The organism is Exiguobacterium sp. SL-10, assembly GCF_004337025.1.
Taxonomy (GTDB): Bacteria; Bacillota; Bacilli; order Exiguobacteriales; family Exiguobacteriaceae; genus Exiguobacterium.
The window spans coordinates 152,874-176,402 of sequence record NZ_SJUP01000005.1 but is presented as its reverse complement, the minus strand read 5'-3'; the positions used below and the strand labels follow the sequence as shown (position 1 = coordinate 176,402).

Here is a 23,529-nt window from a genome sequence, read left to right as displayed (position 1 = left end):
AATGGAGCATGAGACAAGTAGAGGTTGTCCCGTATAATCCGATATGGGAGACGAAATTCGAGGAAGAGGCGGCCAAGCTCCAACGCTTGTTTGAAGGGGAAGTCGTCGCCATCCATCACATCGGAAGCACCTCGGTGCCGGGACTCGACGCAAAACCGATTATTGACATTATGCCGGTCGTACGGGAAATCGGGCGGATTGACGATTGGGTCGGTCACATGGAAGCGCTCGGTTACCGGAGTTTTGGTGAGCATGGGATTCCGAGACGGCGCTTCTTCGCCAAAGGGGAAGACGTGCGGACGATTCACGTCCATATGTTCGAGGACGGAGATGAGGGCGTGACGCGCCATCTCGCGTTCCGTGATTACTTGATGACGTTCCCGGATGTACGAGATGAGTATGCGGTCCTCAAACAGCGATTGGCGAGCCAGCATCCGGAGGATATCGAGAGCTACATCCAAGGAAAACAAGACTGGGTGTCCGCGACCGAGCAGGAGGCGACGATGTGGTATCTGTCTCGCCAACAAATTTGAAACGTTTTGCTGATTCATCTCGTAAAGGAAACTAATCAGTTGAAGGGGGTTACGAGATGAAACGATTTCTCGGAAAATGTATCGAGTACGCGTTTGTCGCACTTTTATTTGTCGGCTTATTTTTTGGATTGCGCTATGGAGTCAATTACTTCGTCGGCACAGACGAGATGCGTGCATACGCCTATCTGTTTCTAGGTACCGCCTTTATCGTCTTCCCGGCCTCCTTGTTCGGCGGCTATTTTCTGGCCCGTCCGATTCAACACCGTTTGCACGGGAAAGAGCAGGGAACGGCGAGTTATACGTTACGTGGACATGAAAAACCACATGGTGTCACGGAAACACGAGATCATGGAAACGAGGGCTCAGGGCCGTTATGATGCAGTTGAAACGAACCGATGATGCGGCATTGATTGCGACGTTGAATCGCCCGATTCATGAACACCATCTTCAGTTGGCGCCGACCTTCTTTGCGACTTATGATCACAAGGCGATGGAAACGGCATTTTCGGAAATGATGACGGGAGACGAGTATCATTTCTTCACGGCAGAGGTTGATGCTGTCGTCATCGGCTACGTCTGTTTTCAAGAGCGGGTGAGTGAGGCGAACGCATTTCGGCAAGCGGTGCGAACGCTCTATGTGCATCAAATTAGTATTAACCCGGAGGCGAAGCGACGAGGGTATGGACGCTTGGTTATGAAAGAGGTGGAGCGCTATGCCATCGCGCACGAGTTCCCGTCCATCGAACTGGATTATTGGTCGGTCAATGAAACGGCTGCCGCGTTTTATAACCAAATCGGCTTTCAGGCGAAGCGACAGTTCGTCATCAAGCAACTGTAAAACCGAAGATTGGTCTTGGCGTACCAAACTCACGCCACATATACGTATACGTGATGGAGGAGAAGTTGATGGAAACAGTCATTTTAGTCATCGGTGTCATCGGGACGATTTCGCTCCTGCTATTCATGTCGAACCAATGGTTGGGTTATGGCAAAGGAAACATCGTCATGACGCTCGATGAGCATTACACCAATTTAAATGAGTACGTGCCGGCAATCTTGACGAAGTTATATGAAGACGGGAAATCGGCTCATTATCTCGGCGACCGAAAATTCGAGGTAGAAGGGAAACGATACATCCTCGTCGAGCGGACCGTGCCAATCGATTTTATTCCGACGCAACAGACCGTACTCATGCCAGACAAAAAATAAGCCACGCCTCAGGCGCGGCTTATTTTATTTGACGGCCGGGGGACCAAACGCACCGGCATGATAGTCGCGGAACGCTTGACGAATCTCATCTTCAGTGTTCATGACGAACGGGCCGTGGGCGATATACTCTTCGCGGATCGGTTTGCCCGAATAGACAAGCAATTTCGCGCGTGACGTTGCTTCGATGCGCACTACACTCTCACTTTCTGCCGTCTCGTCGAACGTGAGCGTCGCAACGTGCGTCTTCTCGAGTCTCGTCGCAGACGTTCCGAGCTCGACCGCACCGGCGAGGATGTAGACGAAGCCGTTGTGGTTCGTCGGGATGACGTGTTCATAGACCGTACCTTCTCGTAAGCTGACCTCACTCATCGTGATCGGGACGAGGCTGTCCATCGGTCCTGTCGCGCCGGCGACCTCTCCTGAATAGACACGGACTTGTCCACCCTCGATTGGAACGACCGGGGCGTCTTCAACATAAACGTTTTGATAAGACGTCGTCGTCGTTTTGAGTGCTTTCGGTAAATTGAGCCATAATTGCAGCGTGTGGATCAAGTCATCGGCGACGGCCTCCTCGGCGTGTCGGGCCGTCCAACCCGCGTTCATGTATTGGACGTCTCCGGCATCCAAAATCGAATGTCCGCCATGATTGTCGATATGTTCGAGTCGTCCGTCAATGACGTAGGTGATTGTTTGGAAACCGCGATGGGGATGGTCAGAGAACGTGCCGCGTTTGAACCAGTCCTCGGCCATCAAGATGAACGGGTCGAACTCGTTTTTTCGTTCAGGGGGCAGGACCCATCCTTGTTGCACGTGTGGATATCCAGGTTGTTTATAGGCGACTGGCCAATGGGTGGCGACGTCGCGCTCGAATCGTTTCGTCATCGAATTTTCTCCTTTGCACCGTTTGCTGTCATTGTCGCATAGCGAACGATGGATGCTTCCCGATTTTGCCTAGAAAACGTGCAAAGACAGACCGGTACATACCAGTCTGTCTTTAAAAGGCGTTATTTGTCGTCTTACTTATTGAATAGGTCGTGCCAACGTTCGGCATCGGCGCGGAGCAACTTGAAGTGTGATCCTGTAAACGTATCCGTCAAATAGACATCGTCTTCGTCGTAGCTGACATCGAACGTCTGTGCACAAATCCCTTCGAAGACGGTCAAATAAGGGGTCGGGGCCGGGGTCCCGGCCGAAGCGACAGCTTTTGAACGATCGATCGCTTGAAACACGAACTGGACGGTCTCGGCATTGGCGTGATTCAGGAAGGATTCATCCTTAGACTCCGTGCCGAGTAGCGCCAATTCATGAGTCACGACATGCCGGCGATGGGCGAACTGTTGGCGCATTTTCGTTTTCAACTGATCGCCGCGAAGTAACGTCTCTTCTCGATAGGTGATTGAGACGACTTGCTTATGCGGTTTCCCGTCACGGATGAATGAAAAGCTGAACAAAGGATAACGTTCATTTGGGACGAGTGTCGTCGGGAGCGGGTTTGCTTGACGAGCCCCGAGCATGCGGTCGAAACTCGCATCTTTCGGTCGAAGGACGTCCTCATATAACGTTTGGTCAGGTGACAAATGAAGTCCGTACTGCTTCGCGTCTTGAGACACCTCGGTTCCTAAGCCTAGGGAGAGGAACGCTTGGCGCGAAGATTCGTCAATCGGCAACATGATCGTCTCATTCGTCTCGTGTGATTCGAACGTGAATTCGAACGCGCCGTTGAACGGCATCGTCACGTGAACGAGCGTCTGCTCGAAACCACTTCGTTTTGGATAAGGTTCGTTGCCGACAGGTTTTGCCATTTCTTCTGTGAAATGAACTTGTTCATGCGGTTGCGCGGTCCGAAGGTTGGACGTTTCAGGTGATGAGACGGCTTGTTCGCGATACGGAATGAGACTGTTCGGCAACGTGTCGATTTGTTTCACATACGAGATTGTATCGGCTTCGCACTGGACGTAGGTTTGATTCTCCACTTCAAAAAAAGTAGCGGTCGGAAAGACATCGGCTGAAGATGTCGTGATGAGCGGGCGGCTCAAAGTGACCGTCCCAATCAATTGACGCTCTCCGTTAGGAACACGGGATAGCGCGTCCTCTGGGTAACAGGCATCAAGGACGTTCGTCCGATCGGACTCAGTCATCTCGATTTGTTGTCCCGATGGAAGGATAGCGCGACCTTGATAGTACTCTGGAGCTGTATGTAAGCGAAAGGCATATTCCTCTTCACATCCAAAAAGGATGAACAACATGGCGAGTGTACAAAGAATTAAGTACTTTTTCACGGGGTGCACTCCTTTGATGATTAACTTTCATCATTTTAGCACCATTTTTTTGTGACTTTAGTCTTAGGAAAATTAATGTGTTTTTTTTAAAAAAAATCAAAAAACCCGCTCAACTTGAACTGAACGGGCTTGTTTTACACTTATGGATATGAAATGGGATTTCAATCTTTTGAACATGTCGATTTTTGACGAATAAACCTTTGAATGGCCACGTTGTCACAATGTGACGAAACTATTTAAAAAAACAAGTGTGGAACGAATAAGGGTTTATTTGTTTATTTTTCCCTTCAATCGACGTCGCGGCCGCGAGCTGCCTTCAAAATCTCGAACCATTCTTCACGAGTGAGTTCGATATCGAGCGCGTCAACCGCGGTCTTGACTCGGTCAATTTTCCCAGAACCGACGATTGGCATGATCTTGGCCGGATGCTTCAAAAGCCATGCGTAAACAACCGCATCGATGCCGCCCGCTTCATGACGGTCACTGATGTCCCCGAGTTTCTCGCGAAGAGGTGCATACTGTGACTCGGTAAACAGTTGTCCGCCAGCGAGAGGACTCCATGCCATGAGCGGCATCCGTTTTTCGTGACATAGGTCGACAGAACCATCTTCGAAGTGTTTCAATTGCATCGGTGAAAGCTCAAGCTGATTCGTCACGAGTTGGAATGGCAAGCGAGACTGGAGCAACTGCTGGGTCGCCGGCACGTGGTTCGAGATACCGAACGTGCGGACTTTTCCGCTTCGTTGTAACGTGATGAACGCTTCAGCGACTTCGTCTGGGTCCATGAGTGGGTCGGGACGATGAATTAACAGTGTATCGATTTGATCGATGGCGAGCTCTTGAAGTGAACGTTCGGCTTGATGGATGATATGTTCTTTTGTCGTATCGTAATGATTGATCGTTTGGCCTGGGTTAAAAGAGCCTGTCAGTTTGATACCGGTCTTCGTCACAATTTCGATTCGATCGCGAAGCGAAGGATCGAGACGAAGCGCTTCCCCAAATAACCCTTCACACGTATAGCCACCATATATATCGGCGTGATCGAACGTCGTGATACCGAGTTCGATACATTGCTCGATGAACGTGAGACGTTCCTGTGGGCTCATGTCCCATTCGGCGAGACGCCACATGCCGTGGATGATCCTTGAGAATGATAAGTCTTCTGTCAGTTCGATACGTTGCATGGTTGGTTCCTCCTCATTGTCTGTCGCTTTCATTATAGAGATAAACGGGAGATGCGTCACTTATCGGGCGTATGAGAAGGACACGGACCGAGTCAAACGAAAGTGATTTCAGTTATGATAGGAAAGAGATGAACTGAAAAAGAGGAGTGCTTTATGAATCATTATGAACAATATGCGGGCGTCACGTTTGAGCAACATGGGCAAGAAACGCGTGTGACCGCTTATCATCCCGATCTCGAACTGCACGGCATCGGGCGAAGTGCTGCCGTGTTCCGGATCAAAGCTACCCGACTCGTCATTAAGGTGTTTTTTCCGGGCTATACGCATATCGCGGCCGAGGAGGCCGTGATCTATCGGACGCTCGAAGGGTTGCCTCAATTCCCGAATCTGTACGAAGCAGGTCCGACTTATATCGTCATCGACTATATCGAAGGGAAGACATTGTTTGAATGTTTGATTGAAGGTATTTGGATCGACCCCGCGTACATCAAGCAAGTCGACGAGGCGCTCATGGCGGCCCGCCGACTCGGTTTGACCCCGTCCGATGTCCATTTACGTAACCTCATTCTCACGCCGGAAGGTCGCATCTATTTGATTGACTTGGCGCGGTTCCGACAAGGGCAACAAGTCGATCATCAATGGGAGGATTTGAAACGGATGTATCGCGTCTATCGCCTTCGCTTCATGCCGAAACGGTATTCGGAGCGCTGGTTGAATGGTGTCGCCTACTTATATCGTACGTTCGTGAACGACCCGAGACGTTAGTCGACGGTCGTTTTTCTTTTGGAGATTAGGGAACAACAGTAACGTATTGTCGTTGGATCATCATTCAAAAGGAGGAGATTTACATGGCTCATCAAATTTATGCGAACGAATTGGAAACGTTACACGATTGCGTGGAGACGTGCAATTACTGTCTCGAATCTTGTCTCGAGGAACATGATGTGAAGATGATGGTCGACTGTATCCGGCTCGATCGTGAATGCGCCGCAATCTGTTCGTTCCTCGCCGAGGCGATGACACGGGATTCGGCGTTCGTACCGGAACTTGCCCGGGCTTGTGCGGTCGTCTGTAAGGCGTGTGCCCAAGAGTGTGAGAAACATAAGCATGAACATTGCCAAGAATGTGCGCGCGTCTGTTTCGAGTGCGCGTCGATGTGTGATCGTTTGGCAGCCTAAGGTGAAAAAGTCAGTCGAAACGGCTGACTTTTTTATGTGGCAGCGAATCGTAAGGTGTATTTTGAAATCGAGATAAGTATAATAAAGAAAACTTATAGAAAGTATGGTGTCCTCATGATTCGCAACTGCCGTCGAGACGACCTTCAAGCCGTCTTACATATTTATAATGACGCAATCGTCAACAGTACCGCCGTCTACCATTACGAGCCGGTGACGCTCCAAAATCGAATTGCTTGGTACGAAGAGAAAAAAGCGTCCGGACTCCCGATCATCGTGTGGGAAGAAGGCGATGTCGTGATGGGGTTTGCCACGTTCGGCCCGTTCCGCCCATGGCCGGCCTATCATTATACGGTCGAGCACTCGGTGTACGTCCATCCCGGCTACCGGGGGAAAGGCATCGGGAATAAATTGCTACGTGAAATCATCCGCATCGGTGAAGAACGGGAAGTGAAGACGATGATCGGTGGTATCGATGCCGCCAATATCGCGAGCGTCAAAGCACATGAAAAGTTAGGGTTCGTCCATTCAGGAACGATCAAAAAAGCCGGATACAAGTTCGGAAAATGGCTCGACTTATCGTTTTATCAGCTCGATTTGAAAGGCCCCGACTCCCCGCAAGAAGGCTGACCGCTAGCTGTCGAACTTCTGAAATTGCGGTATACTGGGAACAGTGTATCGAATGGAGGAATCAGTATGACAGAACTACCAAATTGCCCAAAATGTGAGTCGTCCTATGTATATGAGGATGGGAATTTGCTCGTTTGTCCGGAGTGTGCCCACGAGTGGTCGCCGAGCGAGGCGGCCGAGGCAGAAGCGGATGCACAAATTAAGGATGCGAACGGGCATGTACTCCAAGACGGAGACACGGTCACGGTCATCAAAGATTTGAAAGTGAAAGGGACGTCGCTCGTCGTCAAACAAGGCACGAAAGTGAAAGGCATCCGTCTCGTCGACGGGGACCATGACATCGACTGCAAGATTGAGGGCTTCGGCGCGATGAAGCTCAAATCGGAGTTCGTGAAGAAAATCTAAAAAAAGCGTGTTGGTCCGCGGACCAACACGCTTTTTGCTGTTTATGAAAAGAATGGTTTGTATTCCCGGCGTTCGTGCATGACGGATACCCATTGGAGCGTCGTGAACTCCTCGAGCACCCACTCGCCGTTGAAGCGGCCAAGACCCGAATCTTTTTCTCCGCCGAACGGCAAGTGCGGCTCATCGTTCACCGATTGGTCGTTGACGTGAATCATCCCGGTCTCGACTTGGCGGGCGAACTCGGTCGCACGGTAAATCGAACCATGGACGGCACCACTCAGTCCGTATGGCAACTCATTCGAGATATGGAGCGCCTCGGCGTCGTCCTTGAACGACAGGATGACGGCGACCGGTCCGAAAATCTCATTTTTCGCAAGCGGCATGTCGTTCGTGACACCACTCACGACGGTCGGCTCGAGCACGTTCCCGTCTGCTTTCCCGCCGACCTGGAGCGTCGCCCCAGCTTCGACCGTCTTGTCGATTTGATCGAGGATGCGGTCGACTTGATCGTGATCGATGAGCGGTCCGACTTGCGTGTCGGCTTCATTCGGGTTGCCGAACTTCAAGGCGCGAACTCGCTCTACAAATTTTTCAAGGAATTCATCGTGAATCGACTCGGCGACGAGGATTCGGTTCGTCGACATACAGATTTGACCTTGATGGTAGAACTTACTGTAGACGGCCGATTCCACAGCACGGTCGATGTCGGCGTCGTCTAAGACGACGAAAACATTGTTCCCGCCAAGTTCGAGCGCTGTCTTCTTCAACAGGCGTCCGGCCTTCTCGGCGATTCCTTTGCCGACCTCGGTCGAACCGGTGAACGAGATGAGTTTTGGCACCGGGTGCTCGACGATAGCGTCCCCAATCTCCGAACCGCGACCGACGACGATGTTCAAGACGCCTTTCGGAAGACCCGCTTCTTCAAAGAGCGAGGCGAAGAGGAGACCGCCGGTGACCGGTGTCGCTGTTGCTGGTTTGACGACGACAGTGTTCCCCGTCGCGAGGGCGGAGACGATCGAGCGGACCGCAAGGTGGAACGGGAAGTTCCATGGGCTGATGACGCCGATGACGCCGAGCGGTTTCCGATACACCCGGTTCTCTTTGTTCGGGACGATCGAAGGCTTGATGAGGCCGTCCATCCGGAACGGGAACGTCGCCGCTTCCTTAATGATCGCCATCGAGGCTAAAAATTCGCCTTCTGCTTTAATGCGTGTGCTTCCCGACTCTTTCACGAGCCACTCGATGATCTCATCTTTATGTTGCATCGTCACTTCGGAAAATTTTTCAATCAAAGCACGTCGATTTTGCGGGAGCATCGTCGCCCATTCGGCTTGTGCTTCTTTCGCAACGGCATAAGCCTTGTCGAGATCGGACTCGTCGGCCGAACGAATCGAGAATAACGTCTCGTCCGTGAACGGGTTGGTGTTATCAATTAATTTATCGCTCGATCCTTCGACCCATTGGCCATCAATATACATCTTTGTAAAATCGGTATGCATATTCCAACACTCCTTTATTTTTTCTTCACCTTAAGAAGTATTCACCTGTTTTGAAAAAATAAACCTCTCGATGCGCAACTAACTTGTTTTACAAAGTAGTTGCAATTGGAAACGACTTCCATTACTATTATGTATAACAAGTTAGTTTAACGAAAGTGAGGTCACGCCATGGCGATGAGTCAGATGTTAAAAGGATTGCTCGAAGGTTGCCTGTTGGCCATCATCGATAAAGGAGAGACGTACGGCTATGAGATGTCAGAGAAGCTACAAGCGTACGGGTTCACGATGGTGAGCGAGGGCAGTATTTATCCAGTCTTACTCCGGATGAAGAAAGACGGCTGGGTCGAGACGATTCAAAAAACATTGCCTTCCGGAGGGCCGAAGCGAAAGTATTACATTTTGACGGAGGCGGGACAGCACGAGTTGCTGGCCTTCAAACAACGTTGGCTGGACGTGTCAAGCGGTGTCAATCGCGTACTCGGAGAGGAGAATGAAGATGGAACTTTCAAAAAAGAGTCGTGATTTTTTAGATGACTTGGTGGTCTATCTCATGTCGAGCGGGAAGTCGGAAGATGAAGTGAAAGAAGTCGTCGAGGAGTTGAAAGACCATCTCGAGGAAGCGGAACGAGCGGGGAAAGGGGTGGACGAGGTCGTCGGCCAGAGCCCGAAAGCCTACATGCAACACCTCGGGAGCGAGATGGCGTTTGATGTGAAAGGATTCGTCAAAATCATCGCGACGCTCATCCCGAACGTCTTCGCCTACATCATCATTTCCAACTTCATACAGGGAGAGATGACGTTCTCAACGGTCCAGTTGATCGGATTCCCGCTTGTGGCAATTCTATTTTTACTCGCCGTCTCACAAGCGTTCCGCAACATGTCGGTCCGCACTAAAGCGGGGAAACTCAAAAATGGTGTGACGTACATGGCGCTCGCCGCGATGCCGATGACGTTATTCCTCGGGCTGATGGTACTCGACATCTTCGTCGAGACCCCAACGATCGTGTTCGGTCCAACCGGTCAACTCGTATTATTCGGCCTTGCCGTCGTCACGTTGCTCGTCTTCTCGGTTTGGATGAAGACATGGATCAATGTGATTATCCCGATCCTCTTGTTTGGGCCGCAATTTGCGCTCGCCCAAACGAGCTTGCCGCTCGAACAACAATTGATTTTCTCGATGTTGATTTTATTCGTCGGGATGGGGATTTTCTTGTTCGTGTGGTGGAAAAAGAATCAAAACGAGCAGGTTTGATGTTGGAACGCTTCGGGTTATTTCTCTTCTTGAGCCTTCCTGGGGGCTATCCCATGGTCGTAACCGGCAATCAATGAGACACGTCGTCCGAAAAAGCACCTACGTCTGCTTAGAGTGTAACGCGGCTGGGAATAGGCAAATGTATGCCTAAAAGAGAAAGAAGGGATTCCCATTGCCAGTCAATCCGACGATTCAATTTTACTTGAACCAGTTTCAAAATCAGCTCTCGACCACATATGATCAATTGGATCCGTTCGAGTTAAGACGACAAGAAAATGCAATGATGACCCGGTTTCAACATAAAGAACACGTACATGACGTCGAAGAGCGCGTGATCGTGCTACCGGACCGGTCACTCCCAATCCGTATCTATCGTTCGAGTCGAACGCTTGCCCCGGCCCTCGTCTACTATCATGGGGGCGGATATGTCACGGGGAGTCTCGACACCCATGACGCGATATGTCGGACGATCGCGAACGAGGCCGATTGTACCGTCATCTCGGTCGACTATCGACTTGCGCCTGAACATAAATTCCCGACGGCCGTCTACGATAGCTATGAGGCGCTCATTTGGATTGCGGATCACGCCTCGGAACTCCAGATTGACGCCGAACGTCTCGCGGTCGGCGGAGACAGCGCCGGCGGTACACTCGCCACGGTCAGTGCCTTGATGGCGATCGAGCGAGGACGTCCGCTCGCCATGCATCAACTGCTGTTTTACCCGGTTACCGGGACCGAGGAGAACTTGCCGCTGTCATTGATTGATTACGCGAACGGTTATCTGCTCGATGAAGGGCTCATCCGGTGGTTCCGACAACAATACTTCCATGATGAGTCGGAATTGATGCATCCGTACGCCTCGCCGATTTTTTCGGACCATTTGGGAGGACTGCCCCCGACGACATTGTTGACGGCCGAGTACGATCCGCTCCGCGACCTCGGACGTGCGTATGCCAACAAATTGATCAGCCTCGGTGTTCCGGTGACATATCAAAATTACGATGGCTTGATTCACGGCTTCGTCAACTATTACACGTACGTCCCGGAAGCGAGACGAGCCGTCAAAGAAGCGGCTCATACGCTCAGAACGGCATTCATGAAAAAAACTCGCCCGTGAGGCGAGTTTTTTTCATGCTTTCGATAAACTCGGGAAACGGCAACCGTCCGGGAAGAGTTGCCCTTCACTCATCCGAATCATCCATTGGCCGTCATGTGACGCACGTCGTTCGACACCGACGAGGTCAGGCGTGAATTCAAAGACGATCTCCGTGATACCTTCGAAAGAGAGCCGTGCCACGACGTCCTGCATATCGACGGGCCGCGGCGACAGCACGGCGAACAGTCGGAGGCGCGTGCGCTCAATCAAATAGATGACGTGTACATCGTCGAAGCGATAGACGTTCTCGTTCATCCCTTGATAGTAGTAGAACATCCAAATGTGCATGTCGTCCGTCGCATAGAGGCGTGGCGAGAACGGAAGCGACTCCAGTTTGAAACGACGCCACTGTTCGGCATCGACATCGACCCGTTCGAGTGGGGGAGCTGCGCTTGACACAGAGACGAACAGCTCCGGTTCGGGTTGAACGGTGAACCCTTGCTGTTCATAAAACGGTTCAACCCCTTCGTCACACGCTAAAAAATACGACAAGCCATCAGCGTCATGTTGCTTGAACACGTGCTTGAAAATATGGGTGGCGAGCCCTTGTCCTTGTCGGTCCTCGTTCGTCATGACCGTCCCGATTTGGTACGCCTCGCGAGCGGTTCCGTCCGTCATCAGCGTCATTCGGCTCATCCCGACGTTCGAGATGACGTTCCGATAGGACGTCAACGAATAACAGCGATAGCGGTCGGTCCATTCACCGGACCGATACCAGGCCCGAAAATCGATGCCGAACATCTCATCGGCCAAATAGAAAAATGACGCGAGTTCTGAATCCGAATACTCGAGGTTGCTGATTGGCTTTTTAGGCATATGACGCACTCCCTGTTTTTGAACTTCTCGGCCCATTCCTGTACATTAGAGGCAGAGAGGGGTAATACAGATTATGAAACGATATGAAGCGATTTTATTCGATGTCGACGATACGTTGTTAGACTTTAAACAGAGCGAGCACGTCGCCTTGGAGCAGTTGCTCGCTGCGCACAACGTTCGGATGACCGATGAATTGAAACAACAGTATGTGACGATCAATAACGGATTGTGGCGCGCGTTCGAGCGTGGCGAGGTCGGGCGGGAAGACGTCTTGATGGGCCGGCATACGCAACTGTTCGATACGCTCGGCATCACGATTGATGCACATGAAGTCGAACAGCGTTATCGCGACCATTTACACGCCGGTGTGCACATCATCGATGGGGCACTCGAACTCGTCCGAACGCTCAGTGAACAGTATCCGCTCTATATCGTCACGAACGGGGTGACGGAGACGCAGTTCAAACGGCTCGAAGCCTCGGGACTGCTCCCTTACTTCCAAGACGTGTTCGTCTCGGACGCGACCGGTTCGCAAAAGCCGATGAAGCCATTTTTCGACTATGTATTTGACCGGGTGCCGAACGTGGCACCGGAACGTGGACTCATCGTCGGAGACTCGTTGACGGCAGATATCGCCGGCGGGCGCATGTATGGGCTCGACACGTGCTGGTATAATCCGCACGAGGTTGCGGCGTCGGTCGAGACGACGTATGAGATTCAAGACTTGCACGAGTTGAAGTCGATTTTGTCAGGCTCAGCGGTCGATAAAGTGGGGCGGCAGTGATTGCGGTAACGCATAGAGCGTCTCCGGGAAGAGTTTCAAATCACGGAGCGCGTCAAGCGGCTGCCAACGATAGATGAGGTGATCCCCTTCCGGTCCGTGGAAGTCTCCGTGACGGAGCGGGAGGTCACCCGTTACATAAAAGTACATGCCGATCTCATGCACCGTGCGCTCCAAATACGTGAAGAAGTTTTCGGAGACGAAAGCGAACGTCGTTCCCGTCAATGTCGCTTCGAGTTCTTCTTGTAGCTCACGCGTCAAGGCGAGCTCGGCCTCTTCGCCGATGCCGACGCGACCGCCCGGCAACGCCCAAAAGTCATCGTTCACGTTCCGATGAACGAGCAAATGACCGTCCTGGACCCAGATGCCGGCGACGCGATAATTGAACGTGCCGTGCGCGGTCGGAAATACGATATCCATTTTCATCACTCCATTCCTTAAACTACAACCAGTATACGCCAAGGAGGCCGATCATGTTTCAATCACATGCAGTCTATGAAGGAGAAGATTTTCGGGACGAGACGCTCCGTGACGTCCAACTCACCCAGACGACGTTCGAGAACTGTCGCTTCACCTATATCGATGCGACCGAGTGCGAGACCGAACAGTGCCGATTCATCAACTGTGACTTCACCGATTCGAAGTGGAACGCCTCACGCCACAGTGGCAGCTCGTTTTTGAATTGTCAATTCAACGGGGCGAATCTGTTTTTGAGCGAATTCGACCAATGCAAGATGACGGGTTCGTCCTTTGAGTCATGCACGTTCGAAGGGGTCGTCGTGCGTGAGGGGGATTGGTCGTTCGTCAATCTGCGTCACGCCCCGCTCCGGAAAATGGATTGGTCCGGTGTCCGATTGACCGAGGCCGATTTATACGGTGCGGATTTGAAAGAATCACGCTGGACGAACGCCGTCTTGTCCCGCGCCGTCTTGCAACACGCCGACTGCACCGGTGCCGATTTTGTAGGGGCCGAGATGGATGGGGTCGATTTCTCGGACGTCATTTTGAAACAAGCGACGCTTGACGTCATGCAGGCCGTCCAAGTCGCCCGCTCGCTCGGGGCGAACGTCATATGACCAATGAGCACGTGCTCGAGTACTTGACGTCCTTAGCCGAGGGGCGAGACGACATCCGTGTTCTTGTTCTAAATGGGTCGCTCGTTAATCCGAACGTGTCGACGGACCGTTTTCAAGACGTCGATGTCACCTGTTTCGTCGACGACGTGACCGCGTTTATCAAGGACCGGTCATGGATGGCGCCGCTTGGGGACGTGTTGATCATGCAGACGCCAGATGAAGTGCCCGCTCAATCCGTATACGAATGTTTCGCGTTCCTCGTGCAGTTTGCAGCCGGACATCGCGTCGATTTGACCGTCCGTCCTATGCGTGACGTGCAGGCGATGATTCATGAAGATTCACTCAGTCTCGTCCTCATCGATAAAGACGAGATTGCCGGTCAACCGATCCCATCTGATGACACGTACCGCATCAGACGACCGAGCCGATTCGACTATGAGCAGTGTTGGAACGAGTTTTGGTGGGTGTCGCTTTACGTCGTCAAAGGTATCAAGCGGGGTCAACTGTTATACGCTTTTGACCATGTGACGATCATGCGGACGATGCTCCGGCAGATGCTCGCGTGGGACGTCGGCTTTGCGACAAACTTTACGGCGAACGGAGGAAAGTCCGGGGATGGTCTGAAGAGGCATTTGGCTCCAGGAGTATGGCAGACTTATCTTGATACATACACTTTGGTCGAAGTGACAGCGATGGAAACGGCACATGCAGCATTGGTGGAACAATTTGAACGTGTCAGTCGTCGCGTGGCTGAACGAGCCGGATATCCGTTTGCGGAGATGGAAGCCCGACGAATTCGTGACGCTTTTTCGACGCTTTGGTGCTCAAACGATTAGTTTTTGGTTGAGTCGGGAAAAGCCCTTCTATAGAAGGGGGAATGACGCTTGAATCCGTATACGACGTTCATCGCGCTCCTAGTGGGGAGTTTACTTTTATTTGTCGGCATCCGGACGAAGAAATGGCCAATTGTCGTCGTGGCCTTATTTCCGCTTGGACTCGTCGCATTCAACATGTATTTGCTAATTACTGGACGCTAGAAGACTGTTTTTCCTCAGTCTTCTTTTTTATATATCGATTTCACAAAAAATGCCGTCGGCAATAAGATTCCAATTGCCGCTTCGAGCAAGGCGAATAACCGAGCCGGGCCGATCGGCAGCAAGTCGCCGAATCCAATTGACAGCAACGTGACTCCGCTAAAGTAGAGCAGGTTGCGCCAGCTTGGATCGACCGCGTTCATCGTCTCGAGTGACGTCACCAAGATGACGCCGTCACGTGACAGCGCGTAGTAAATCAAGGCGAACCCAATCATGACGCCGAATAGGCTGACGAACAAATGGCTGAACAAACGCATGTCAAAACCGGTTTGTTTATACGTTTGGCGTCGAAAGAAAGTAAACACGTTCAAGCCGACGAATAACAGGGCAATCGTCAATAAAATGGAATTCACGCTCATTTCTCCCTTCTGTGACAGTCTGTATGTTGTGTTTTCCCTGATTGTTCACCGTCAAACGGACCGAATCACACCAAGACGGATTCATTCAACGAGGAGGTGTCCGAGTGCGACGATGTTTAGTAGGCGGCCTATTGCTCATCTTCTTTTTAGGAGGATGTTCGACGAAAGAGCCGTTTGATTTTGATGAGATTCATTCTTATAAGATTTTTTACAATATGCCGACCGAGGCGATTATCGAAGACATGGCTCGTTATGACCTCGTCATCATCGAACCGATTTGGTATACGCCGGAGCAAATTGAGACGATCCGTTCAAACGGGACGAAAGTGCTCGGCTACATTAACGTGATGGAAGCAGACACATGGAATCGGGCGCTCATCGGTCAAATGGACAAAGACGATTTCTTTTATCGGAATGGGGAACGCATTTATTTTCCGAAATGGGATTCGTATTTAACGGATATCAGCTCGGCCGACTTCCGTAAGATTTTAATTCGTGAGATTCAAAAACAAGTCATCAATAAACACCTGGACGGAATTTTCCTCGACACGGTCGGTGATATCGATGATGTTCACCTCGACTATCCGGAAGACTTAGAAGAACAGCTGGCTGGGCTCGAGGCTTTTTTACAAGCGATTGAAAAATCGTACCCGGGCGTCCCTGTCGTCCAAAACTGGGGCATCGAGACGCTTGAACGAACGAGTGCGCCTTATGTGGAAGGCTTCATGTGGGAAGGGTTTAATTACACGGAAATCACGTCCGATTCTTGGTCGATGGAGATGCTCGATCGCATGAACGCGATTCAAGACAAATATGGAATTGCCGTCCTTACCGTCTCTGACCAAGAAGAGGCGACCAGTCGGGATATGGCCGAAGCGAACGGCTTCATCCATTATCACGAACCAACATATTACAATACGTGGGATTTTTAGGGGTTGATTGGGGTAAGGGTAAAGTAATGGATTGCGTGAGCCTCGGGAACGGCAGCCGTGAATCCGCATTACATGAAAAACTGAAAAGAGATTATCCATGAGGAGGGGATTATCATGCTGTACGCTCAAGACCGTCCATGGCTCAAATGGGTCGAGATTCTCGTTGTGTTCGCGTTATTGATCGGAATCGATGTATTCTTCAGTCTAGGCACGATTCAAAATGAGCTGAACTTGTTTTATGTGGCCGCTATCTTATTCGCCCTCAGGTACGGCACTATTTTCGGCGTAATCAGTTTCAGTATGTTGCTCCTCTATAAAGTGTTATACACCGGCTTAATAGGAGAGGATATCTTCCTGTTGTTCTACGATACAAACTCACTTCTTACACTGTTTTACTACTTCGCAATCACTGTCATCGTCGGGTTGTTCAGTACCTCATTTCGAGAGCGTTACGAAATCAGCCAGTTCCGCAACGAAGAACTGAAAGATGAAAATACGTATTTGAAAGAGACCGTCGATTTACTCAACACTTCGCAAACCACACTTCGTCAAAAATTACTTCAATCCGAGTATAGCTTGAACCAATTGTATGAACTCGCCGTATCGCTTGATTTACCACATCCAGAATTGATTCGGAGCGAGACGATTCGCCTATTGAAAAAAACGTTCCTAGCGAGCGATGTGGCGATTTACCACGTCGACCGCTCCCAGAAATCGATGCGTCTCTTGATTCGCCAAACGGACAAGAAAGAGTTCCCACAAACGATTTTTCTCGATGAGGCATCAAGTATGTTTAAACGGTTTTTCCAAGTCCAAGAGACGACGCTCCGTCAACTCGACGACGAGGATACGGACCCGATGCTACTCGCACCGATTATCGTGGACGGCACGACCCGTGAAGTCGTCGTCATCAAGCGGTTGCCGCTTCGAAAATTGACGACCGATGATTTGCACGTCCTCAATATCCTCTTCTCGTGGATCGGGACGCGCATTCAAAACGCCGAGAACCTGATTCGTAAAGAGCAGCACGAGAAGATGCATAAAGGCACTTCGTTTTATAAGAAAGAGGCGTTCACAGAACTTGTTGCGATCCAAGAACAGAAAAAAATTCACCATGGGCAGCCTTACATCGTGCTCGACTATCCGCTCGGGTATGAACCGGTCTCGCTCGAAAGTATCGAAGCAATCGTTCACTCCTACTTGCGAGAGATTGATGTCGTCGGGTATGACCCGGACGAGAATAAGTTGTTGCTCTTGCTTCCAGGTACGAATGAGGAGCACCGTCAACGGATCTATGACCGAATCGAAGGGATTTTGATTCAGAAAGGAGTGTGACGGCATGGAATCTACTATTCGTCTCGGATTGATTGGGATTTATGTCGCTCACGCATTGCTCGCCTTCGTCCTGTTGATCGTGTTGAAACGAAAGATGAAAGCACCAGATTATGGCGTCGCAGTCGCGGCCCTCAGTTTTGGTTTGTTCTTGCCGTTTTTGGCTGAACTGGCCGTCTTCGCGGTGTATCGGCTCGCTGAACGGTTCGGTCGGAGCGGTCTGATTGAAGACTATGACGACTATATCGATTTCAAGGTCGTCAACTATGAACAAATACGTCACGAAGCGAATAGCAGCACCACTCTGTTACCGCTCACCGACGCCATCAATTCGAAAGACCCGGCCATTCGCAAACATTCGATTTTAACGCACGTCAACCAGTCAATTGACCAGCAAGGGAAGTATTTGCAGATGGGGCTTGAAAGCACGGATAGTGAGACCGTTCACTATGCCGCGGCGACGATGAACATCTTGATTGATCAATATGAACAAGAATTGAAGCTTGCGAAACGCGAATATGATTTGGGGAACCCGGAGACGATTCGCCGGCTTGCGACGATTTATAAACGTATGATTCATAGCGAACTCATCACGGAGGTCATGTTGAAAGACAAGCGAGGTGCCTGGCTCGAAGAATTGTTGAAAGCCAAAACACTTTATCCCCCCTCACCTTGGATTTATGAAGATTTGAACGAGGTTTATTACACATTGGAACGTCCGAAAGAACAACTGAATAGTTTAAAGGAGTACGTCCATTATTTCCCGGAACGAATCGAGGCCCATCTCATGCTCATCAATTACTATTATGAGCGTGAGCGTTGGAACGAAGTGAAGGCGGTCATGTTTATGATGCAGACCCAATTTTCGATTGAGGACGTACCGTACGAGTACCGACTGTTGTTTGAAGAATGGAGTGACACGACATCATGGAAAAACGAACTGTAATCTCATTCTCACTCTTCATCGTCTTATTTTTAGTGATCGTCGGTGCGATTCAATACTTACGCATTCACTCGCTGCATACGTTATTGCCAAACGTTGCCGAGCAACAGATGAACATCGATCAATTGAAGAGTGATGCCTCAGCAAAAGCAGGTGCGCATCAGATTCAAGTTTATCTCGTCCGGGATGAAGGCGATTTGGCGGTCGAAACGGCGAACAACCTGTTATATGGACTGCAATACGCCAAACTCGATGTTCGTGAAATCAGTCCTCTCGCGGCAAGCTCTATCACCCCGTCACCATACACCATCATCATTTTCACAGGTGAAAATACGTCCGGATGGCCGTTCGCGGACATGAAACGCTACGTCGAACAGGGCGGGAATCTCGTATTCGCAAACCGGTTCAAAGACCCATCGTGGAATGAGTTGACCGGGATTGAAGAGATTGGTGACTTTGTGCCCGATGTGTATGGCTTGAATTTTGAAGAGACGATTTTCCCCGGGTATGTCGACTTGAACCCGCCAGATGATCTCTTTGTCCATAGCGTCGTCGATTTTTCGATTGCAGACGATGCCAACGTCATGTTGTCAGCCGAAGGATTTCCGATTCTTTGGGAATACGGTGTCGGAGACGGGAATGTCCTCTATTGGAACACGACGATCACCGATCAAAAGATGGTCCGCGGGTTGTTCGTCCAGACGCTCGGTACGATGCCGCCGGCGTTCGTCACGGCACAAGCAGCCGTCAAACTCATGTACATCGACGATTTCCCGGCACCAGTCATGGATGGGAAGATGAAAGACGTCTCTGCGACCCCCCTCGATAAATCGGTCAAAGATTTCTTCGCCGAGGATTGGTGGGAAGACATGGTTGATTTGGCGGAAGACGATGATTTGATTTACACGGGGGCGATGATCGGGACGTATGAAGAAGAGATGGAGCTCGTCGACGAACAGTTGATTAAACGTGGCGAGTTCCCGATGCTCTACTTCGGTCGAAAATTGATTGCCCACGGTGGGGAGATTGGACTCCATGGTTATAACCACCAGTCGCTCGTCACCGCCGATGAACCGATCGATCCAACGTATGGGTATATTCCTTGGAAGGATAAGGATGAGATGAAACGGTCGTTACTTCAAGCCGAATCCGTGTTTGCAAATTATTTCCCGGACGAGACGCTCAAGTCATACGTCCCGCCGTCGAACGCGCTCAACCGGACAGGGGTCGATGCGATCGCTGAGGCGCTGCCAGAACTTCGCACAATCGCCTCGCTCTATACGGGAGAGCAAGAGAGCGGGGACTTCGTCCAAGAGTTCGAATTTGATGCGACGCATCCGAACTTGTACCATTTCCCTCGCGTGACGAGCGATTACGGGGAAGAACGAGGATCGATTTTCCAAATGGTCGATGCAATCGCCAATTTCGGTGTGTTTTCCCACTTCATTCACCCGGATGATGTCATCGATCCAGACCGGGCCTTCGGTCGGGACTGGGATACGATGTTCGCGAGTCTGCGTAAAATCGTCCACGACGTGAAGGATCAATATCCACATCTTGAAGCGTACACGCAACACTACGCGACCGAAAAGATGATCACCTACCAACAAGCTGATTTAAACGTCACATTCGATGAGTCGACCGTCTATTTAGCTGGGGAAGGACTCGTCAACCCATCCCATTTCACGATCCGTCTCAAACCAGGCCAGTCACTCGAGACAGGGGAGTTTGACTTCGGAACGGTCGAACAGTGGGACGCCGATCGTCCGCTCTATCTCGTCAAACTGACGTCGGCGAATGCTGAAATCGCCATCAAGGGGGAAGTGCAATGAAAATCGGACTTGTCTTAGAGGGGAGTTATCCGTATGTGAGCGGTGGCGTCTCGAGTTGGACGCAGACGTTGATCGAGGCGATGCCCGAGGTGTCGTTTGAAATCATCTCGATTCAACCGACCGAAAAGCGTCTAGAAGAGATGAAATATGCATTGCCGCCCAACGTCTCAGGAATCACCCATTTGTATTTGAATGACGTGGGCGAGCGGGCGAAGGGGCGGTTGAAGTGGGACGCCGAAGAAGAACAGAAAGTATCCGATTGGCTCATGTTGAAGAGCCCGAACCGGCAAGCACTCCGCCTGCTCGGAAAAGAAGTGCCCTCGAGTCAGGCGTTTTTCGCAAGTGAGTTTTTTTGGAAAAATGTCAAATCGGCCTATTCCGAAGAAATGAACGGGGGCTCGTTCATCGACTATTTTTGGATGTGGCAAAGCATGTACACCCCGATTTTGCGGGTACTTCATCAACCGCTCCCGAAAGTCGACCTCGTGCACGCTGTATCCACGGGATATGCTGGCGTGGTCGCCTCGTACATGAAAGAGACGCAAGGGATCCCGTTCATCTTGACTGAACATGGTATTTATTCGCGCGAGCGGGAAGAGGAGATTTTGCAGTCGTATTGGATTCCGGCACCGTATAAGCCGAGGTGGGTCCGTTTCTTTCACCACTTGTCGCGCGAAGCATACAATGCGGCCGACGAAATCATCACGTTGTTCGAACGGAATCGTGAATATCAAGAATGGATCGGCGCCCCGAGCGAGAAGACGAAAATTATCGCTAACGGCATCGCCGACCGTCAAATTCAAGCGACGGTTAATCGTCCCGAACACGATCTCTTTCAAATCGGGGCCATCGTCCGCTTAGTCCCGATCAAAGACTTGAAGACGATGATTTATGCCGCCAAGATTTTGCAGGAGCGGAATCGACTTTTCAAGCTGACGATTATGGGTCCGCTCGATGAAGATGAGGAATATGCGGAAGAGTGCCGTCTGCTCATCGAACAGAGCGGGCTGACCGATTATGTCGAACTCGCCGGAAAAGTCGACGTCCAAGCCTATTTGCCGAAGTTCGATTTATTGCTGTTGACGAGCATCTCGGAAGGTCAACCGCTCGCGATTCTTGAGGGGATGGCTGCAGGCATTCCTTGGGTCGCGACCGATGTCGGGGCTTGTTCCGAGCTCCTGTACGGCCGAGAAGACGATCCGTTCGGGCCAGCAGGGTTCATTGTGCCACCGGTTCATCCGGAAGCGGTCGCGGACAAGGTCGAGTGGATGATGGATTATCCGAAAGAACGGATGCGGTTTGGAAAGAACGGACGGGAGCGGGTCCGCCAATATTATCGTCTCCAACAAGTTGTGGACCGCTACAAGGCCATCTATGAAACGAGGAGGGAACAGTATGGCGGGCATCGGGTTTAAGTTACAGAAGTTGTTTCAAGAAGACTACTACTCGTCCCGGCTGAAGGCGTACACGTTCTCAGGCCTCGTCACATCCGGACCGTGGTTGATCGTGATTTTGGTCGTCGGCACGATTCAATGGCTGGCGTTCCAAATGCCGACGTTGTCACTCGCCGAGCGGACGCTTTTCATGATCTCGGTCTCGTATGCGTTCATCTTCTCGCAAATTTTGTTCAGCTTCCAACAGCTTGTCGTCACACGATACGTGGCGGACTTGTTTTACGAAAAGAAGGTGCACGAGATTTTCCCGGTGTTCACCGGGATGCTCAAAGTGACGATTCTCGCAGCAACGATCCTGTACAGCATCTTTTGGTTATTGTCTCCGCTCGATTTCTTATACAAATTGACGCTGTTCGTCTTGTTCATGACGATCAACGTCATCTGGGTCATGTTCTTGTTTCTAAGTGCCGCGAAGTATTATCAAGCGGTGGCCTATAGTTTCCTACTCGGTGGCCTCATCTCGGTCGGGAGCGTCTATGCGATTAGTCGCCTCATGACCGATCCGTCTAGTCTCGAGCTGTTGCTCGGTTTCACGGCCGGGATGATTGTGACGTTGTTCGGGTTGTTCTTCGCGATGCTCCGGACGTTCCCGCTCCGCTATGCTGTGAAAGAGTTCTCGTACTTTAAGTACTTCGACCGCTATCCGGACCTGTTCGCCATCGGCGTGTTGTACGTGCTCGGGATTTGGGTCACGAACTTTATCATCTGGTTCGGGGAAGGGCGTATCATCATCGCGGACTCGTTCTTGTTCAACCCGTATTACGACACGGCCATTTTTTGGTCGTATTTGACCATTATCCCGACGCAGTTGTTGTTCGTCGTCGCCGTCGAGACAAGATTTTATGAGCGCTATCGTACGTTTTATGGATTGATTAACTACGGCGGAGCGCTCCATCAAATCGAGAAAGCGAAACAGACGATGACGTCCGTGTTAAAGAATGAGTTGATTCGACTCGCGCGCAGCCAAGGCGTCGTGACGCTGTTCGCCATCCTCATGGCAGGCATGTTCGTCGGCTGGATCGGTGTGCCGGACGAGATCGGGCAAATCTTTCGGATGACGACGCTCGCGGCGTTCGCGAACGCGATGATCCTTATTTTGACCCTGTTACTACTCTATTTCGAGGATCGGCGCGGGGCGTTGTTCATCACGCTGTCCTTCTTCACGCTGAACGCGTTGTTCACGCTCTTGCTCTTGCCGCGCGGCATCGATTGGTACGGCGTCGGCTTTGCCGTCAGCACGACCATCACGTTCTTCTTGGCCGGACTGCGTTTAATCTATTACATGGGGAAAGTCGATTATTATGTGTTCGCTGCGTCGAATCGGCGTAAGCTCGGCACCGAGCGGTTCTCGCAAATGGGAACGTTGTTGAACCGGCGCTTTTCGCGTTAAAGGGTTTTCAGTAAAGGGAAAGACTGATATGATGTGGTCGTAGACGACCGAATTTCATAATGTTTACCACTAGGGGAGTCGCGTGACGCGGCTGAGATGGACGAGGTCCAGACCCTTTGAACCTGATCTAGTTCACGCTAGCGTAGGGAAGTGGGCGAACCGATTGTTCTCGTACACTTTGTGTAAATCCGACGCCGC

Annotated in this window: 28 protein-coding genes and 1 riboswitch; of the genes, 21 read left to right on the top strand and 7 right to left on the bottom strand. The window is 51.0% G+C overall.

Annotation, left to right across the window (positions count from 1 at the left end):
- Positions 1–8: 8 nt before the first annotated feature.
- From EVJ33_RS07970 to EVJ33_RS07955, 4 genes are all read left to right on the top strand, one after another.
- Entirely contained in the window at positions 9–533 is a 525-nt protein-coding gene (locus EVJ33_RS07970; RefSeq protein WP_131436083.1) for a GrpB family protein, read from the top strand.
- Positions 534–589: 56 nt separating this feature from the next.
- Complete coding sequence (locus EVJ33_RS07965; RefSeq protein ID WP_131436081.1) at positions 590–910, top strand: hypothetical protein; 321 nt, start codon at positions 590–592, stop codon at positions 908–910.
- Positions 907–1,371, top strand: a complete 465-nt coding sequence (locus EVJ33_RS07960) for a GNAT family N-acetyltransferase (RefSeq protein ID WP_131436079.1) — start codon at positions 907–909, stop codon at positions 1,369–1,371. The genes EVJ33_RS07965 and EVJ33_RS07960 overlap by 4 nt, the downstream gene beginning before the upstream one ends.
- Before the next feature lie 68 nt (positions 1,372–1,439).
- Positions 1,440–1,742 carry a hypothetical protein gene (locus EVJ33_RS07955; RefSeq protein WP_131436077.1) on the top strand — a complete coding sequence of 101 codons (303 nt, stop codon included), beginning with the start codon at positions 1,440–1,442 and terminating at the stop codon, positions 1,740–1,742.
- A 24-nt stretch (positions 1,743–1,766) separates the two neighbouring features.
- Here EVJ33_RS07955 and EVJ33_RS07950 read toward each other — a convergent pair whose 3' ends face one another.
- From EVJ33_RS07950 to EVJ33_RS07940, 3 genes are all read right to left on the bottom strand, one after another.
- Positions 1,767–2,624: a pirin family protein gene (locus tag EVJ33_RS07950; RefSeq protein ID WP_131436075.1), complete on the bottom strand. Its 858-nt coding sequence runs from the start codon at positions 2,622–2,624 to the stop codon at positions 1,767–1,769.
- Between the two features lie 134 nt (positions 2,625–2,758).
- Positions 2,759–4,021, bottom strand: coding sequence for a hypothetical protein (locus EVJ33_RS07945; RefSeq protein WP_236634569.1), 1,263 nt, complete (start codon positions 4,019–4,021; stop codon positions 2,759–2,761).
- Positions 4,022–4,308: 287 nt separating this feature from the next.
- Positions 4,309–5,205: an aldo/keto reductase gene (locus EVJ33_RS07940; RefSeq protein ID WP_131436073.1), complete on the bottom strand. Its 897-nt coding sequence runs from the start codon at positions 5,203–5,205 to the stop codon at positions 4,309–4,311.
- 153 nt (positions 5,206–5,358) lie between these two features.
- On the opposite strand from EVJ33_RS07940, the gene EVJ33_RS07935 reads away from it, so the two are divergent.
- From EVJ33_RS07935 to EVJ33_RS07920, 4 genes are all read left to right on the top strand, one after another.
- Positions 5,359–5,970, top strand: coding sequence for a protein kinase family protein (locus tag EVJ33_RS07935; RefSeq protein WP_131436071.1), 612 nt, complete (start codon positions 5,359–5,361; stop codon positions 5,968–5,970).
- 83 nt (positions 5,971–6,053) lie between these two features.
- Positions 6,054–6,383, top strand: a complete 330-nt coding sequence (locus EVJ33_RS07930; RefSeq protein ID WP_131436069.1) for a four-helix bundle copper-binding protein — start codon at positions 6,054–6,056, stop codon at positions 6,381–6,383.
- Positions 6,384–6,497: 114 nt separating this feature from the next.
- Entirely contained in the window at positions 6,498–7,010 is a 513-nt protein-coding gene (locus tag EVJ33_RS07925) for a GNAT family N-acetyltransferase (RefSeq protein ID WP_131436067.1), read from the top strand.
- Between the two features lie 66 nt (positions 7,011–7,076).
- Positions 7,077–7,415: a zinc ribbon domain-containing protein YjdM gene (locus EVJ33_RS07920; protein ID WP_131436065.1), complete on the top strand. Its 339-nt coding sequence runs from the start codon at positions 7,077–7,079 to the stop codon at positions 7,413–7,415.
- A gap of 41 nt (positions 7,416–7,456) precedes the next feature.
- Here EVJ33_RS07920 and EVJ33_RS07915 read toward each other — a convergent pair whose 3' ends face one another.
- Positions 7,457–8,914, bottom strand: coding sequence for an aldehyde dehydrogenase family protein (locus tag EVJ33_RS07915; protein ID WP_131436063.1), 1,458 nt, complete (start codon positions 8,912–8,914; stop codon positions 7,457–7,459).
- Positions 8,915–9,082: 168 nt separating this feature from the next.
- Between EVJ33_RS07915 and EVJ33_RS07910 the strand changes: the two genes are divergently transcribed.
- The 3 genes from EVJ33_RS07910 (at position 9,083) to EVJ33_RS07900 (ending at position 11,283) form a co-directional block, all read left to right on the top strand.
- Entirely contained in the window at positions 9,083–9,436 is a 354-nt protein-coding gene (locus tag EVJ33_RS07910) for a PadR family transcriptional regulator (RefSeq protein WP_131436061.1), read from the top strand.
- A complete protein-coding gene (locus EVJ33_RS07905; RefSeq protein WP_131436059.1) occupies positions 9,411–10,166 on the top strand; it encodes an HAAS domain-containing protein in 756 nt (251 codons plus the stop codon). The genes EVJ33_RS07910 and EVJ33_RS07905 overlap by 26 nt, the downstream gene beginning before the upstream one ends.
- A 172-nt stretch (positions 10,167–10,338) precedes the next feature.
- On the top strand, positions 10,339–11,283 hold the full coding sequence (locus EVJ33_RS07900; RefSeq protein WP_131436057.1) for an alpha/beta hydrolase: 945 nt from the start codon (positions 10,339–10,341) through the stop codon (positions 11,281–11,283).
- A 12-nt stretch (positions 11,284–11,295) separates the two neighbouring features.
- On the opposite strand, the gene EVJ33_RS07895 is transcribed toward EVJ33_RS07900, so the two are convergent.
- Complete coding sequence (locus EVJ33_RS07895; RefSeq protein ID WP_161566915.1) at positions 11,296–12,138, bottom strand: GNAT family N-acetyltransferase; 843 nt, start codon at positions 12,136–12,138, stop codon at positions 11,296–11,298.
- Between the two features lie 73 nt (positions 12,139–12,211).
- Here EVJ33_RS07895 and EVJ33_RS07890 point away from each other — a divergent pair, with 73 nt between their 5' ends.
- On the top strand, positions 12,212–12,922 hold the full coding sequence (locus EVJ33_RS07890; RefSeq protein ID WP_131436053.1) for a YjjG family noncanonical pyrimidine nucleotidase: 711 nt from the start codon (positions 12,212–12,214) through the stop codon (positions 12,920–12,922).
- On the opposite strand, the gene EVJ33_RS07885 is transcribed toward EVJ33_RS07890, so the two are convergent.
- A complete protein-coding gene (locus EVJ33_RS07885; protein WP_131436051.1) occupies positions 12,893–13,339 on the bottom strand; it encodes an NUDIX hydrolase in 447 nt (148 codons plus the stop codon). The two genes, EVJ33_RS07890 and EVJ33_RS07885, sit on opposite strands and share 30 nt — an antisense overlap.
- A 53-nt stretch (positions 13,340–13,392) precedes the next feature.
- Between EVJ33_RS07885 and EVJ33_RS07880 the strand changes: the two genes are divergently transcribed.
- The 3 genes from EVJ33_RS07880 to EVJ33_RS15530 are packed head-to-tail and all read left to right on the top strand — an operon-like array spanning position 13,393 to position 15,032.
- On the top strand, positions 13,393–13,995 hold the full coding sequence (locus EVJ33_RS07880) for a pentapeptide repeat-containing protein (RefSeq protein WP_131436049.1): 603 nt from the start codon (positions 13,393–13,395) through the stop codon (positions 13,993–13,995).
- On the top strand, positions 13,992–14,831 hold the full coding sequence (locus EVJ33_RS07875; RefSeq protein ID WP_131436047.1) for an aminoglycoside 6-adenylyltransferase: 840 nt from the start codon (positions 13,992–13,994) through the stop codon (positions 14,829–14,831). Before EVJ33_RS07880 ends, EVJ33_RS07875 begins: the two co-directional genes overlap by 4 nt.
- 48 nt (positions 14,832–14,879) lie before the next feature.
- Positions 14,880–15,032 carry a hypothetical protein gene (locus EVJ33_RS15530; RefSeq protein ID WP_201739680.1) on the top strand — a complete coding sequence of 51 codons (153 nt, stop codon included), beginning with the start codon at positions 14,880–14,882 and terminating at the stop codon, positions 15,030–15,032.
- A 14-nt stretch (positions 15,033–15,046) separates the two neighbouring features.
- On the opposite strand, the gene EVJ33_RS07870 is transcribed toward EVJ33_RS15530, so the two are convergent.
- Positions 15,047–15,448, bottom strand: coding sequence for an ion channel (locus tag EVJ33_RS07870; RefSeq protein ID WP_131436045.1), 402 nt, complete (start codon positions 15,446–15,448; stop codon positions 15,047–15,049).
- 104 nt (positions 15,449–15,552) lie between these two features.
- Between EVJ33_RS07870 and EVJ33_RS07865 the strand changes: the two genes are divergently transcribed.
- The 6 genes from EVJ33_RS07865 (at position 15,553) to pelG (ending at position 23,331) form a co-directional block, all read left to right on the top strand.
- The gene (locus EVJ33_RS07865; RefSeq protein WP_131436043.1) at positions 15,553–16,380 is read left to right on the top strand and encodes a glycoside hydrolase family 191 protein; all 828 of its coding nucleotides are present in this window, start codon (positions 15,553–15,555) and stop codon (positions 16,378–16,380) included.
- 114 nt (positions 16,381–16,494) lie between these two features.
- Positions 16,495–17,715: a GAF domain-containing protein gene (locus EVJ33_RS07860; protein ID WP_131436041.1), complete on the top strand. Its 1,221-nt coding sequence runs from the start codon at positions 16,495–16,497 to the stop codon at positions 17,713–17,715.
- Positions 17,716–17,719: 4 nt separating this feature from the next.
- Positions 17,720–18,658 carry a tetratricopeptide repeat protein gene (locus EVJ33_RS07855; RefSeq protein WP_131436039.1) on the top strand — a complete coding sequence of 313 codons (939 nt, stop codon included), beginning with the start codon at positions 17,720–17,722 and terminating at the stop codon, positions 18,656–18,658.
- Positions 18,640–20,487, top strand: a complete 1,848-nt coding sequence (locus tag EVJ33_RS07850; RefSeq protein ID WP_131436037.1) for a DUF2194 domain-containing protein — start codon at positions 18,640–18,642, stop codon at positions 20,485–20,487. The genes EVJ33_RS07855 and EVJ33_RS07850 overlap by 19 nt, the downstream gene beginning before the upstream one ends.
- Positions 20,484–21,902, top strand: a complete 1,419-nt coding sequence (gene pelF, locus EVJ33_RS07845) for a GT4 family glycosyltransferase PelF (protein ID WP_131436035.1) — start codon at positions 20,484–20,486, stop codon at positions 21,900–21,902. The genes EVJ33_RS07850 and pelF overlap by 4 nt, the downstream gene beginning before the upstream one ends.
- A complete protein-coding gene (pelG, locus tag EVJ33_RS07840; RefSeq protein WP_131436033.1) occupies positions 21,883–23,331 on the top strand; it encodes an exopolysaccharide Pel transporter PelG in 1,449 nt (482 codons plus the stop codon). Before pelF ends, pelG begins: the two co-directional genes overlap by 20 nt.
- Positions 23,332–23,392: 61 nt before the next feature.
- Positions 23,393–23,497, top strand: a riboswitch (TPP riboswitch).
- The last annotated feature ends 32 nt before the right edge of the window (positions 23,498–23,529 follow it).

Coding starts and splice junctions, on each gene's coding strand:
- EVJ33_RS07850 (WP_131436037.1), top strand. CDS start 18,640: ATGGAAAAACGAACTGTAATCTCATTCTCACTCTTCATCGTCTTATTT.
- EVJ33_RS07910 (WP_131436061.1), top strand. CDS start 9,083: ATGGCGATGAGTCAGATGTTAAAAGGATTGCTCGAAGGTTGCCTGTTG.
- pelG (WP_131436033.1), top strand. CDS start 21,883: ATGGCGGGCATCGGGTTTAAGTTACAGAAGTTGTTTCAAGAAGACTAC.
- EVJ33_RS07935 (WP_131436071.1), top strand. CDS start 5,359: ATGAATCATTATGAACAATATGCGGGCGTCACGTTTGAGCAACATGGG.
- EVJ33_RS07940 (WP_131436073.1), bottom strand. CDS start 5,205: ATGCAACGTATCGAACTGACAGAAGACTTATCATTCTCAAGGATCATC.
- EVJ33_RS07950 (WP_131436075.1), bottom strand. CDS start 2,624: ATGACGAAACGATTCGAGCGCGACGTCGCCACCCATTGGCCAGTCGCC.
- EVJ33_RS07970 (WP_131436083.1), top strand. CDS start 9: ATGAGACAAGTAGAGGTTGTCCCGTATAATCCGATATGGGAGACGAAA.
- EVJ33_RS07920 (WP_131436065.1), top strand. CDS start 7,077: ATGACAGAACTACCAAATTGCCCAAAATGTGAGTCGTCCTATGTATAT.
- EVJ33_RS07860 (WP_131436041.1), top strand. CDS start 16,495: ATGCTGTACGCTCAAGACCGTCCATGGCTCAAATGGGTCGAGATTCTC.
- EVJ33_RS07885 (WP_131436051.1), bottom strand. CDS start 13,339: ATGGATATCGTATTTCCGACCGCGCACGGCACGTTCAATTATCGCGTC.
- EVJ33_RS07895 (WP_161566915.1), bottom strand. CDS start 12,138: ATGCCTAAAAAGCCAATCAGCAACCTCGAGTATTCGGATTCAGAACTC.
- EVJ33_RS07880 (WP_131436049.1), top strand. CDS start 13,393: ATGTTTCAATCACATGCAGTCTATGAAGGAGAAGATTTTCGGGACGAG.
- EVJ33_RS07925 (WP_131436067.1), top strand. CDS start 6,498: ATGATTCGCAACTGCCGTCGAGACGACCTTCAAGCCGTCTTACATATT.
- EVJ33_RS07960 (WP_131436079.1), top strand. CDS start 907: ATGATGCAGTTGAAACGAACCGATGATGCGGCATTGATTGCGACGTTG.
- EVJ33_RS07855 (WP_131436039.1), top strand. CDS start 17,720: ATGGAATCTACTATTCGTCTCGGATTGATTGGGATTTATGTCGCTCAC.
- EVJ33_RS07930 (WP_131436069.1), top strand. CDS start 6,054: ATGGCTCATCAAATTTATGCGAACGAATTGGAAACGTTACACGATTGC.
- EVJ33_RS07870 (WP_131436045.1), bottom strand. CDS start 15,448: ATGAGCGTGAATTCCATTTTATTGACGATTGCCCTGTTATTCGTCGGC.
- pelF (WP_131436035.1), top strand. CDS start 20,484: ATGAAAATCGGACTTGTCTTAGAGGGGAGTTATCCGTATGTGAGCGGT.
- EVJ33_RS07965 (WP_131436081.1), top strand. CDS start 590: ATGAAACGATTTCTCGGAAAATGTATCGAGTACGCGTTTGTCGCACTT.
- EVJ33_RS07905 (WP_131436059.1), top strand. CDS start 9,411: ATGGAACTTTCAAAAAAGAGTCGTGATTTTTTAGATGACTTGGTGGTC.
- EVJ33_RS07875 (WP_131436047.1), top strand. CDS start 13,992: ATGACCAATGAGCACGTGCTCGAGTACTTGACGTCCTTAGCCGAGGGG.
- EVJ33_RS07915 (WP_131436063.1), bottom strand. CDS start 8,914: ATGCATACCGATTTTACAAAGATGTATATTGATGGCCAATGGGTCGAA.
- EVJ33_RS07890 (WP_131436053.1), top strand. CDS start 12,212: ATGAAACGATATGAAGCGATTTTATTCGATGTCGACGATACGTTGTTA.
- EVJ33_RS07955 (WP_131436077.1), top strand. CDS start 1,440: ATGGAAACAGTCATTTTAGTCATCGGTGTCATCGGGACGATTTCGCTC.